Source organism: Amycolatopsis sp. NPDC006131, assembly GCF_040614175.1.
Classification (GTDB): domain Bacteria; phylum Actinomycetota; class Actinomycetes; order Mycobacteriales; family Pseudonocardiaceae; genus Amycolatopsis_E; species Amycolatopsis_E tucumanensis.
On the sequence record NZ_JBEXTX010000170.1, the window covers coordinates 1 to 11,864 of the forward strand.

The window sequence follows — 11,864 nt, forward strand, 5'->3', positions numbered from 1 at the left end:
GCTGGCCGTTGTCGGCCCGGTACTTGAGGGCATTGGTGGAATCGCTGCAGTCCGTAACGATGACCCTGGTCGGCTCGTTCGCCGGTTCGGCCGACATGACTCTGGCGTCGTGAGTCGCCTCGCCCTTCGTCACCAATCCGTTGTAGTGATCGGCGTAGAGGCCTCGCGACAGGTTCGTCAGCGCCAGGCCGGCGGCGTGCTGCGCGAGCTTGGACGATTGCCAGTCGGACGTGCTCCCGGCTTCGGCGAAGTCCTGCCACATGCCCAGGTAGGCCGCCAGCGCGTCCTGTTTCGCCCTGTCTCCGCCGGTCTGCGATGGACTGGTACTTGTGGCCGGTGCCGGGGCGGCAGACGACGGTCCCGACGCGAGGTTGGCCGGCTGCTCAGGGGTGCAGGCCGAGAGCAGGACGAGACAAGTCACCCCGGTGACGGCCCACCCGCTCATGGAGCGAAGCATCCTCCCCTGCACCACGACACCCCCGGTCACAATCCTTGATCGCTGTTCACCCAGATCAAACTTTCTACACCACCGTCCCCCCTCGGCTGCAATGCCGACGGCGCACTGACTTTGAGGTCGGCATGGCTTTTACCAATGGAGATTCACCCTTTTGGCCGTGTCCGGAGAACATCGGAGGCTTGCGTCCGGTATTTGTGGCAGTCAGCGGCATGCGCGCATTTCGCCCTTTCGACGCGAGGTGGCCCTTGAATCCATTGGTGCTGACCGGCTGGGCCGCCGCCGGTGCCGGACTGGCCCTCGGGCTACGAGTGCTGCCGCCCGCATGGGCGCTCGGTGCGAGAGAGTGGGTGGCCTCCGCCGTGCTGACGGCTGCGCTTTTTGCCGCCGTGGGCTGGCGGTTCGGGTGGGGGATCGACCTCGTCGCGTACAGCACGTTTTCGCTGGTGGTGGTGCCCCTTGCGTTACTCGACTTCGTCGAACAACGCCTGCCTAGCGTGCTGATCCTCGCGGGTCTCCTCGCGCTCGGGACGATCTTCGGCCTGGGGGCGGTGCTCGCGGCTGGCTACGCGGACTTCCTCCGAGCCGTGGCAGGGATGGCCGTTCTTGGCCTTGCTTACCTCGTGCTCGCACTCGCTGTGGGTGGCCTCGGCGCAGGAGACGTGAAGCTCGCCGGACTGCTCGGGCTCGCGCTGGGCTGGCAGAGCTGGACGGCCATCATGCTCGGCACGGTCGCGGGGTGGCTGCTCGCTGCCGTGGCACGCCTTGTGTTACGAGCGACGGGTCGAATGTCACGCGATGCGCCGATGCCGCTCGGGCCTTACTTGGCGCTGGGCGCGTTGGTGACCATCCTCGGCGGCCTCGCGCATTGAATGGTCGGAATAATCCACCTGCGCAGAGATGACAATTGCGTGCAGCTAAGCCGCCGAGAATCTCTAGAATAATCTGGGTAGCCGATGTTTACAGTCCTAGATTATTTGCGCTAGCGGTCGCGCCAGGCGAGTGGGGAGAGCGCTACGGCGGCCTCGGCGACCCGCTGTGCGGTGGTGGTCGATAGGCCTTTGAGGGCGCTGTCGATCCAGCCCTGGACGCGGTGGATGCCGATGTCGCGGTATTCGACGGCTTGGAGGAGCATCTCCAGCTTGTCGGCGTCGCGGGCGCAGCGGGCCTCGTGGCTCTCGGCTGTCTCGTACTCGTCGACGGCGTCGCGGACGGAGGCGCGGGCGGTGTCGGGCAGCTGGGCGGTTTGGTCGGCGGTGATGTGCTTGGGGTCGGGTTTGGTGAGGTAGGGCTTGACGGTGTGGGGGAGGTCGCCGGTGCGGGTTTCCTGGGTGTCGTGCCAGAGGGCGAGGTAGGCGGCGCGGGCGGGGTCGGCGCCTTCTTCGGCGGCGAGGAGCGCGGCGAGCTGGGCGACGCGCAGGGAGTGTTCGGCGACGGATTCGGGGTCGCGGACGCCGGCGTGCCACCAGCCCGAGCGCCGGATCCGTTTGAGGATTCCGAGTTCGTAGCCGAAGCTGGCGATGGCGCTGGGGTCGGACACGCAGGGGCTCCTATCGGTCGGCGATGCGGAGGGCGTAGTGCAGGCCGGCGAACTGGTCCCGCTCGGCGCGGCTGAGTTCGTCGGTGGACAGGCCCACCTCGACGGCCTCGGCCAGCGGCGGGCGCAGGTGGGGCCAGTTGGTCAGCAGTGACGGGCGTGAGGCTATCAACGTGACCAGGGTGTGCAGGTTCAGTGGCAGGTGCGGCGAGGTCGGCGCTACGCGTCGGGTGAGGTGCTCCAGCAGGTGCATTCCGCCCCAGGAGCGGGGGTCGGCGTGGAGCATGAAGGCGTCGTCGACGTGGTCCTCGCGCAGTTCGCCGATCCAGTAGGCCCAGTAGTTCAGGTTCGCCACGTCCGGGACCGAGCCGATGGGCATGGCGGCGGTGAAGTCCCTCAGCACGTCGCAGTCGCCGCGTCCGGCCAGCGCAACCGAGGCGGAGCGCGTTTCCAGCAGCCGGTTCACGTCGTTGGTTTCGACGGGCCGGCGGCTGGCGCGCCCCCACTCGCCGCGGAGCCAGTCGATGCTCGCGGCCCGCTTGTCGAAGCTCAACAGGTAGATCGCTTGGCGACGCAGCAGGGCTTGATCGGGCCCGGCGGCACGGTCGGCGAGGGTGAGCATGTGGTCGAAGAAGCGTGCTCGCTCGTCGGCGTACAGCACGGGTCGCGAGGCCGCTGGGCCCCGTCGCCGTGTGGGCGTGGCCAGTGGGCGGAGTTGCTCGGGCAGGATCCCGGTGATCGGCCAGGTGATCAGGTTGGTCAGTGACCGGCGATGCACGTTGGCGGCCAGGGGATGGTGCGCGGGGTCCAGCCACGCCGGGCCGGCGTCGACGGCCGCGGCGAGGACCAGGTCGGCTTCGATGGCCTCGTGCAGGTGCCGGCCCACGGAGGCTGGCGCGCCCAGCCGGGTCAGTGTGGTCCGGAGCCGCAGGAAGTCCCGGGTTTGCATCGCCGCGAGCGGCCGCCGGCCCGATTCCCACCCCTGCACCGTCGTCACGTCGACGCCCGCGGCCTCGGCGAACTGATCCTGCGTCGCCCCCGCGAACTGGCGGGCGAGCTTGAGCACGAACCCCGCCACGACGCCCAGGCACCGTAATCCCTGACTGCCGGTCGGTGTTCGTGACGCCCTCGCCATGCGTTCGCCCCCAGATCCCGCCTCGCCGCTGCCGCAACCCGTACTGGCAGTCCGTTCTGCCGCGGCCGCCCCGATCGTAACGTGTTCCCATGCGATCACGGGGAGTGATCGCACACGCCGAAGGAGGACACGTTGACAGCAGTACTGAGCACCCCGGTGACCGGCCGGTCCCTGGTCGAGCCCGCTCTGTTCGAGCGGTTGGCGAGCCGGATCGTCGGTGAGCACGACGTCGAGCGCGGCCTGGCCGAACGCATCATGGACCAGGCACTGGCCTTCCTAGCCGCGTGCGCCCGCAACACCGGATCCCCGCTAGCGCCCAGCGACCTGGTGGACATCGGCTGGCACACCTTCGTCCTGCACACCCGCGACTACGCGGCCTTCTGCGACCGGATCGCCGGCCGGTTCCTGCACCACGTGCCCACCGAGGACCACGACCCCGCAGCCAGCGGGGACACCGCCCGCGACACGATGGCCCGCACGGTGGCGGCGATCGAGGCCGCGGGCTTCACGCTGGACCCCGAGCTGTGGCCGCAGGCGGCGCAGGCCGGGTGTACTGGTTGCCACAATGGCTGCCACGACGACCCGCCGCCGGCCCGCCACTGACAGGGGAGCTCCACGATGCCGCGCAGCACCTGGAACGAGCTCCCCGCCGCGGTGCGAGCCGCGATCGAGCGCAAGGCCGGGCTCGTCGCGCACGCCGAGGTCCCTTCGGCGGGACGCAACTCGGACTTCTCGGCCACGTTGCACCTGCGCTCCGGCGGAGTCGTGTTCTGCAAGGGTATCGCCGATGCCGAGGGCAAACGCGGCGCGATGCACCGCCACGAGGTGGACATCAACCCGTGGTTGCCCTCGGCCATCGCGCCGCGACTGCGCTGGCGCATCGAGGTCGACGGCTGGCTGCTGCTCGGGTTCGACCGCGTCACCGGCACCCACGCCGACCTCGCGCCCGGCTCACCGGACCTGCCCGTGGTGGCCGCCGCGGTGGCAGCGCTGGGACGCGACCTCGCCGACTGTCCAGCACCCGCACCCCGGCTGGCCGACCAGTGGGAACGACTCGCACCCTGGCGACGGCTCGCCAAGAACCCGCCACCCGGGCTGTCGGTACCTGAGCAGCTCATAGCGTGGGAGGCTCGGGCGGTCGAGGCCGCCCACGGGCACGACCTGGTGCACACCGACCTGCACTCGCTCAACATCCTGGTCTCCGGGCGCCGAGCCATGATCATCGACTGGGCGTGGTCGCGCACCGGACCCGCGACGGTCGACGTGGCGTTCCTGATCGCCCGGCTGATCGCCGCAGGACACCCACCACCTGCCGCGGAAGCGTGGGCCGAGACCCTTCCGGTGTGGCAGCGGACTCCACCGGCCGTCCGTACTGCGCTCGCGGTCGAGATCTGGGGCATCTGGGAGTACCAGGCCGCGCGGCAGCGCCGCGACCTGTGGCGCACCCTCGTCCCGGCCGTCCGCGCCTGGGTCACCCACCGCCTGGCCGACGACGCGACCTTCGAACACAAGTTCGATGGCATGTTAGCCTCAGGTCATGAGCGTGGAGGGCCTGAGCGATGACCGGAACGACGGGCTCGTCAACTACCGCGTCGATCCCCGCGGTGAGCGACTCGTCGTCCTGCCCGCGACGTGCAGGGCGGGGCGACATTCCCTTGCCGTGGCGGGATACCGTGCCGTTGCTGGTAGCGGGGGAATTGCTGTCGAGTGCCAGGCGTGCCGGGCTGAAGCTGTGTCTCCTGCAGCGTGGCACTTCGGCACGGCTGGGCCGGTGGCCGCGCGGGCCGAGTTCGACGATCAGCCGTACCTCGACCGTTGGGCGGAAGCTGTGCGGCCGAGCTGGAAGTAGGAGGCTGCCGATGCTGCACAGTCCCTACAGCCGGTTCGCCGGCGACGCCGACCACGGGCGGGTACCGGTCATCACCCCGGTCTGGGTCCGGCTGGACGCCCTCTACCTGCGGGTGCCGGGCGCGCCCGTGCACACCCTCGTCACCGGACTGGACATGACCGGCGAGGTGCCCGGTCGCCTCACCGGCTGGTTCCCCACCGCGAAAGGGGACTGGCTCGGTGTCGTCGACTTCGAGATCCCCTATGCGGACGTGCGGAGGAACAAGCTCGAGGTCGTCGACCAGCTCGTCCCGGCCTACGCCCTACGCCGCCGCGACGACTGACCGCGGGCGGCCTCACGATGACGCGGTTCTCAATTCCCGTAGAACATCGTCGAGACGTCGACGAGTTTCCTCGGGGGTCAGGGCAAATTGCTCGAGCGTGGCGCGAAGCTGTCGGTAGCGTTCGACGAGCTCTCGATCGGTCAGGAGGGTGACCGCCCCAAGGTGCTGGATGACGACGGCGCCCTCGCCATCGTCACGCTCGTAGAGCGCAAAAGGGCCAAGCTGTCCGTCATGCCAGTCGGAACTTTCGGATACCAGCCGCAGCTCGGCCGATCGCTGGTCAAGGGTGTCGATCAACTGCTCAACCTGCTTCGCCATGACGTTCACCCCGCCGACCTGCCAGGTAAGGGCCTGCAGGCCGAGGAACACCTCACACTTCTTCTGCCTGCTCTGGAGGGTGATCTGACGCTCGGCTCTGTCGGTCGTGTCGCTCGAATCACCCGTGATGCGGCGAGCGTAATCGTCGATCTGCAAGAAGTCGGGAATGCGAAGCGGTGACCACTCCACGATGGAGGTGGCTCGTTTTTCGAGCTCTAGCGCTTCGACGGTCTGATGAGAAATGCCAAACAGGCCGGGCGTGCCCCGGCGCGGATTCATCCACTCCGCGACATGGAGCAGGTCTGCACGTGCTCTACCTGTGATTCCCAGAGCGTCCGCGAGTGCTGTTGTTTGGCCAACTGTGGGGAGGAGCGTGCCATCGAGCCACCGGGTTACCGTGGTATGGGAGACGCCGAGCTGCTCGCCGATGTTTCTCGTGGTGAGCCGAGGTGTGCGAGCCAGCCAATGCGAGCGCAGGAGACGTGCGAGCGGGCGGTCGTCGAGCTGCTTCTCCGTGTCGGGGTGTCTCGGCATGAAGTCAAGAGTACCGAGAGAGACCTTTTTGTCAGAACGACCCAGATGGGCTATTGCTCCTTCTCGTTCACGCATTGCACCGTCGTTTGGTGTGTAGCACCGCACCAAACCTGGAGGGAAGAATGATGTGGCGGTGGATTTCTCGTATTTGCCGTGGCGTGCTTTCCGCGGCGAGAAGCGTTCGATCGCAGCGTCGCCCTCGTCACGCGATGCCCGAGCGAGTGAAGGTCGCTCTCAACGAAGAGAACGGCTGGGGGCGCGTTCACCGGAGTCGGCGATGACGGAAGATCGTCGAACTCCGCAATATCTCTACCGAACAGTTTTCGAGCAGTTCAAGGCCCGGATCGAGTCCGGCGAACTTGCGCCCAACACGCCGCTTCCGGCTGAACGGCGCCTGGCGGCCGAGCTTGGCGTCGCGCTCGGCACCCTTCGCCACGCTACTCAGCTCCTACGGGACGAGGGTCTCGTAGTCACGGTGCCCTCAAAAGGGACTTTCGTGTGCGAAGGCCGCGTCAGGCCGCCGTCATAGCTCAGTGAAGACGCAGACTGCTCGGCCGGAGTGGGTTAGAGCTGGCGGGATGCACTCCTCAGCGACCGCGATCCGGCGATGGACGCCGAAACGTATTTGCACCTCGCGTGCGCGTCCAGCAACGGCTCTCGAGGCCCGTTTGAAGAAGGCGGTTGCCGACAGCCCGAACCACTCGAAGGCGCAATATGGCGTTTCCGGACTCACGCCATGGGTCAAGACTCGTAAGGGACGTCCGGCGGCGTGATGGGAGTGGCGGTCCGGACGTGGAACGTAGGCGTGTAGCGGTTGCCTTCCGTTGCCGTGTAGGGCTCGACGACGCCGGTCACGGTGAGCCACTGGTCGTCCCGGTACTGGGCGAGCTGGGGCCCGGCGAGGCGGACGTGGATCGGAAAGGCGTCGGCGGCGCAGCAGTTGATGACGATCCGCGTCAGCAGGGGTTCTCCGGTTTTGCTGTGCATGATGAAGCCGGTGATTCGGAGCGTCCGGTTGTCCAGGGTGCCGGCGCTGTCCCACCCCGCGCGCGTGACGAGGTCGACGAAGCGCAGGGTGGTCACGTCGCCCGGGGGCAGCGGAGGGAAGGGCGCACGGTGTGAGCCGCTTCCCCCGGGAGCGGTCAGAGTGCGGGTGCCCGCCCGGTTGGCTGCGTCGGCGCCGAGGGCCGGAGGTGCGATGAGGAAGATCACCAGCACCGGCAGCAGGAGCAGCCATGGGCTTCGGGAGTTGTGGTCCTGGCCGGTACTGGCGCTCTGAGGCTCCGGCGCGTCCGTGGTAGCGGGTTCCGCCGGACGCGAAGCACGGATGTCGCGGGCGATGGCGATCACGGCCAGAGCGACGGTGACGGCTCCCGCGGCCACCAGCCACGGACCCATCACAGGTTTGACGTAGCGGAGATAGCTGCCGTCGATGGTGATCTTGATCAACGCGCCTCCGACGAGGAGGAGCAGCACGTTCTGGGTCTCCCGTTTCACCGGCCACCGCCCAGGAGCGGGAGGCCGACGACCAGGGCGCAGCCAATCGCCACAAGGAAAGTCAGCGGAGCGAACCGGAGCGCGAACCGCCTCCCGAACGTACCGGCTTGTAGCGCGATGAGTTTGAGGTCGACCACGGGACCGACGACGAGGAAGACAAGCCTGGGAACCAGCGGAATGCCGGCCAGGGAAGCTGCGACGAAGGCGTCGGCTTCGCTGCACAGCGCGAGAATCACCGCGAGCACCGACATGACGATGACCCCGAGTGCGAGGTGGCCGCCGATGGCGTCCAGCCACGCGGACGGCACAAGGACGTTGAGGACGGCCGAGGCCAGTCCGCCGATGATGAGGAAACCTCCGGCGTCGACGAGGTCGTGTCGTGCCGTCTCGGTGAACAGCTGCCATCGGGATTGACCGTCCGAGTCCGGTAACCGACGCAGGGCCTGCTCGGCGAGCCAATCCGACCGGCCGAAACGCTGCCACAGCCAGCCGGTGACCACCGCAGTGCTCAGGGAACCGAGGAAACGGGCCAACACCATCTCCGGGCGGCCAGGAAAGGCGACTGCCGTGGTGATCAGCACAATCGGGTTGATCGCGGGGAGGCCAGCAGGAACGCCAGTGCGACGGCGGGAGCCACTTGCTGTTGCATCAGCCGGCGGGCTACCGGTACCGACGCGCACTCGCAACCCGGCAGAGCCGCCCCGGCGAGCCCGGCGACCGGGACGCCCAGCGCCGTCCGCCGAGGCAACATCCGCCGCAGCCTGTCGGCAGGCAGAAAGGCCGCGACGGCCCCGCTGATCAGAACTCCGAGAACGAGGAACGGCAGGGCCTGCACCACGACCGCGACGAACACCGTGGATCCGGTTCGCAGCACGGGGGTGTCGAACAGGTCGACCAGGAAGCTCTGCCCGAGCGCGGCACCGATCAGCACGGCGCACAGCACTGGCATCGACGCGATTCGCAGACGCGGGCGCCGCCGTCGGGCGGTAGTGGACGTCACGGCCACCGATCGTGCTCCACTTCGTGAGGTGACAGCCGGAGTGCCCGGCGAACACTACCGCACATAGTGGAAGAAGCCGGCCGACCCATGGTTGGCGCCAAGGAGGTTCAGTTCCCCGGATGCAAGCGTGCCGACTCCTGCGTCACGAGCCACCGCCCGTCGGATTGGCGCTGGAGCACGACGTAGGTCGTTTGCGTTTCGCGGATGGCGCCGGTTGAGGTCGACCACGTGGCCTGGTATGCGATCGACCGCCCGGCCTCGTCCGTGAAGGCCACCGCCAGCTCATCGACGACAGCGGTGGCGAGCTTCCCGGCGGGTGGGGCGCCGGTGACGACAAGCCCACGAGGGTTGTCCGGGTTGGTCGGTGCGAGGTAAGGGAGGACCCGGCGATTCGTTCTGTTCTGGTCGGCAGCGCTCACTGAGTGCGCTGTGACCAGGTAGGCGCGTGCGACCTCTTCGGAGTTGGTGAAATCGAGTCCGGGCGGGGCAGGAGCCGTTTCGCCGGGCCGCTGGGCTGGGGCGGACGCGGCCCGCCGGGCGTCCGGCCCGATCGGTGACGTCGGGGTCGAACCGGATGACGGAAGGCTGCTGTCACTCGGCGAGTCGGCGTTCGAGCCGACGAGCCACAGCAGACCGAATCCGGCGGCCAGTGCGGCCGCCGTGAGAATGCGCCGGGCGTCCCACATGTCAAGCGTCACTCACTCTGTGAAGCTGACGTGGATGTGGTCATAATGCCCGCCGGTGGGATCGGAAGTGTTGTATACGCCGCCGCCGGTGTAGCGCTCACCCCAGCCTCCTTGGTCGCCAGTCGTCGGGTCCCAGTACCTGCCCTGCCAGATCACGTACTTGACGAGCAGTGCTTCGGCATTGGCGCGCAACCACGCAGCCATGCGCCACCCGGCGGTAAGCGGTTCTCCCCGTGGGAAGATGCCTGCACGGTCGGGGAACACGTCGCAGGCGCGGCCCGATGGGTGATCGCTCGTCGGATTCCACGGCCGTTGTGCCCAGCAGCCCGCGGATCGGATCTGCGGACCGAATGCCTTCTTGAGCTCCTGATAGGCGTGGGCGGTCGCAGCGGTGACACAGCCCGCCGCGCTCGTCGGGTCGGGCGAGGTGCATCCGCGTGGTCCACCCGTGAACGAGGCCGCACCGGGAAGCACGCCGACGTCGATTCCGGCTGGTACCGCGCCCGGCGGGCCGGCGTCCGCGGGTGTCGCGGTCCATCGACGTTCATAGTCGTGGATGTTGCCGAGATAGCGGCGGATGAGCGAGGCGCACCGCTGGTCGCAGCCGGCTTCACCGGCTTCCGGGATCCCGCTGCGGCTGTTGACCACGCGGCTGCAGCCGGCGATGTGGCAGACGCTCATCGCGTCCATCGGGTCGATCGCTTTGCCCGCCTGGCGCAGATGAACCGCCATCGCCCGGAGATTGCCGCACAGGAAGTTGATTCCCAGCGTCAGGTGCACGCTGGGGTCGTAGATGTCGGCCTGGGGTGGGGGTGGCGCACCGCCCCACACCTGCCCGCCCAGGCTGATCCAGTTCGTCTCGTTCATCTGCAGGAGCCCGGCGGCGCCGCCGTTGATGTCTTCGCTCCACGCCTCCGGGCGCCATCCCGACTCGGCCGCGACCTCGGCCAGCACGCGGAGCACGCTCAGTTCCGGACAGCGCTCGTCGATCACGGTGGCGACGAACGGCAGCATCTGCTTGGCCAGCGGTGGGAGCATCGCGGTCGCCACTCCCGCTCTCGTCGGCGAGGGGCTGACCGCTGTCGGGCGTGCCGCTGTCATGACCGCCACGAACACCACGGGGGCGACGAGAACGGGAACGCTGAGCAGGCAGAGAAACAGCACGAGGTGCCGTGGGCGCATGCGCACTCCCGTCTGGATCCGGGTCGCCTGCCTGAACGCGACCAGCCGGCGGGGATACTAGCCGTGATAGTAGTGATCGGGGAGGTCTGCCATACGATTGGCGTAGTGTCACACCCTCTCCGGGCGGGGCCGGGCGGGGCGGAAGTCTTGGCGATGTCCGCTTGCGCGGACGGCCCGGCGAGCGTTGGCTTGCCGGGCCGTCCTCCCATGCGCAAGCACTCACGGCGCTTGCACGCGACACTCTACTATCAAGGTTAGTGGGGCAACAATCGTGAAGGCCGGAAGAACCAAGGGCCCGCAGAAACTGGGCTGCTGAACCTCGGGGGCGCCCGAACGGGAGATAGGCCGGCCGGCGAACCACTCCGGCACTAGGATGGGGTCGAACGGCCCCGGTCGCCGCCATCGTTTGCCACAGCACCGCACCGGGCTGACCCCCCGGTTCGCACAAGTCCGTTCCTGATCAGCCGCCGAGTTGTGGTCGTCCGCGGGCGTCCGGAATGGACTGGGCGAGAACGTTTACCACGGGCGGGTACCACGGCAGGCTGCGGTCGCCGCGGGTGATCAGTGTCGGTACCGCGATCCTGGCGAGCTGATCGGTACCGACGGCCAGGCGGTCCGGGTCCCGCGATTGATCGAGCCATGTGTCGGCGTGGGCGATGAAGGTCCTTCGTAGCCGCGGGCTCAGCACGCGCTCCCAGGTGCCGGGGCCGAAGCCGACTTCGTCGACGAACATGCGGGTGCCCTTCTCGACCTCGTCCTCGGTCGGCCGCACGACTTCCTCCATCCGTCGCCGAACCTGGTCGAGCAGCTCGGGGTTCAGGTGTTTGAGCAACCCGAACGCCGGCGGTTCGTGAACCGTGACGCTGCGGCACAGCTCGGGATGCTGCAGCGCCAGCAGCAGGGCGACCGTCGCGCCGTAGGAGTGGCCGACGATGTGGGCGGGGCGCAACTCGAGCCGATCGACGATGCCCGCCAGGTCGGTCACGTCCTCGCCGATCCGGCCCTGTCCTGCCGGCCGGTCGCTGGCGCCATGGCCTCACCGGTCGTAACGGACCACGCGGAAGTGGTGGGCGAGGTGGGGAACCAGTTCGTCCCAGCCGTGCAGGTCATCCCAGGACCCGTGGACCAGGGCGAGCGGCTCTCCCAGGCCGCTCACCTCGTAGTGCAGATGCAGACCATCCACAACGACCACGGGCATCGATGTCCCCCATTCAGCGCGATAACCTGAACACTAGTGTACGGATTATTGTGGTCTCAATGCTGCCGTCGGGCGGGGCCGGGGGTGCGTACCCCGGCGCCCCACCGGGGGTGGCAGTTTTGTTGTGTAAATCACTCGGGCGTAATAGTCTT

General features: G+C 68.1%; 13 protein-coding genes and 2 pseudogenes. 5 read left to right on the plus strand and 10 right to left on the minus strand.

Features of this window, described 5'->3' with window-relative positions:
- The coding region (locus ABZ215_RS41345; protein ID WP_354956237.1) for a hypothetical protein at positions 1-445 on the minus strand (445 nt) is incomplete at its 3' end.
- A gap of 257 nt (positions 446-702) precedes the next feature.
- Here ABZ215_RS41345 and ABZ215_RS41350 point away from each other — a divergent pair.
- Positions 703-1,326, plus strand: a complete 624-nt coding sequence (locus ABZ215_RS41350) for an A24 family peptidase (protein ID WP_354956239.1) — start codon at positions 703-705, stop codon at positions 1,324-1,326.
- Positions 1,327-1,436: 110 nt separating this feature from the next.
- On the opposite strand, the gene ABZ215_RS41355 is transcribed toward ABZ215_RS41350, so the two are convergent.
- Positions 1,437-1,994 carry an HD domain-containing protein gene (locus ABZ215_RS41355; protein WP_354956241.1) on the minus strand — a complete coding sequence of 186 codons (558 nt, stop codon included), beginning with the start codon at positions 1,992-1,994 and terminating at the stop codon, positions 1,437-1,439.
- Positions 1,995-2,004: 10 nt separating this feature from the next.
- The gene (locus ABZ215_RS41360; RefSeq protein ID WP_354956243.1) at positions 2,005-3,069 is read right to left on the minus strand and encodes a helix-turn-helix transcriptional regulator; all 1,065 of its coding nucleotides are present in this window, start codon (positions 3,067-3,069) and stop codon (positions 2,005-2,007) included.
- Positions 3,070-3,258: 189 nt separating this feature from the next.
- Between ABZ215_RS41360 and ABZ215_RS41365 the strand changes: the two genes are divergently transcribed.
- The 3 genes from ABZ215_RS41365 (at position 3,259) to ABZ215_RS41375 (ending at position 5,297) form a co-directional block, all read left to right on the plus strand.
- Positions 3,259-3,729, plus strand: coding sequence for a hypothetical protein (locus ABZ215_RS41365; RefSeq protein ID WP_354956245.1), 471 nt, complete (start codon positions 3,259-3,261; stop codon positions 3,727-3,729).
- A gap of 15 nt (positions 3,730-3,744) precedes the next feature.
- Positions 3,745-4,689, plus strand: a complete 945-nt coding sequence (locus tag ABZ215_RS41370) for a phosphotransferase (protein ID WP_354956247.1) — start codon at positions 3,745-3,747, stop codon at positions 4,687-4,689.
- A gap of 296 nt (positions 4,690-4,985) precedes the next feature.
- A complete protein-coding gene (locus tag ABZ215_RS41375; RefSeq protein WP_354956249.1) occupies positions 4,986-5,297 on the plus strand; it encodes a hypothetical protein in 312 nt (103 codons plus the stop codon).
- Between the two features lie 12 nt (positions 5,298-5,309).
- Here ABZ215_RS41375 and ABZ215_RS41380 read toward each other — a convergent pair whose 3' ends face one another.
- Positions 5,310-6,149, minus strand: coding sequence for a helix-turn-helix transcriptional regulator (locus ABZ215_RS41380; protein ID WP_354956251.1), 840 nt, complete (start codon positions 6,147-6,149; stop codon positions 5,310-5,312).
- A gap of 277 nt (positions 6,150-6,426) precedes the next feature.
- Between ABZ215_RS41380 and ABZ215_RS41385 the strand changes: the two genes are divergently transcribed.
- Positions 6,427-6,678 (plus strand): winged helix-turn-helix domain-containing protein, encoded by a 252-nt coding sequence (locus ABZ215_RS41385; protein ID WP_354956253.1) that lies wholly within the window; start codon positions 6,427-6,429, stop codon positions 6,676-6,678.
- 212 nt (positions 6,679-6,890) lie between these two features.
- Here ABZ215_RS41385 and ABZ215_RS41390 read toward each other — a convergent pair whose 3' ends face one another.
- The 6 genes and pseudogenes from ABZ215_RS41390 to ABZ215_RS41415 form a co-directional block, all read right to left on the minus strand.
- A complete protein-coding gene (locus ABZ215_RS41390; RefSeq protein WP_354956255.1) occupies positions 6,891-7,646 on the minus strand; it encodes a TIGR03943 family protein in 756 nt (251 codons plus the stop codon).
- A pseudogene (locus ABZ215_RS41395) lies at positions 7,643-8,595 on the minus strand (permease). Before ABZ215_RS41395 ends, ABZ215_RS41390 begins: the two are co-directional and overlap by 4 nt.
- 158 nt (positions 8,596-8,753) lie before the next feature.
- Positions 8,754-9,344 (minus strand): hypothetical protein, encoded by a 591-nt coding sequence (locus ABZ215_RS41400; protein ID WP_354956257.1) that lies wholly within the window; start codon positions 9,342-9,344, stop codon positions 8,754-8,756.
- Positions 9,345-10,514, minus strand: a complete 1,170-nt coding sequence (locus ABZ215_RS41405; RefSeq protein WP_354956259.1) for a hypothetical protein — start codon at positions 10,512-10,514, stop codon at positions 9,345-9,347.
- 460 nt (positions 10,515-10,974) lie between these two features.
- A pseudogene (locus ABZ215_RS41410) lies at positions 10,975-11,538 on the minus strand (alpha/beta hydrolase); the annotation flags it as partial.
- Positions 11,539-11,550: 12 nt separating this feature from the next.
- A complete protein-coding gene (locus ABZ215_RS41415; RefSeq protein WP_354956261.1) occupies positions 11,551-11,712 on the minus strand; it encodes a hypothetical protein in 162 nt (53 codons plus the stop codon).
- Positions 11,713-11,864 lie beyond the last annotated feature (152 nt).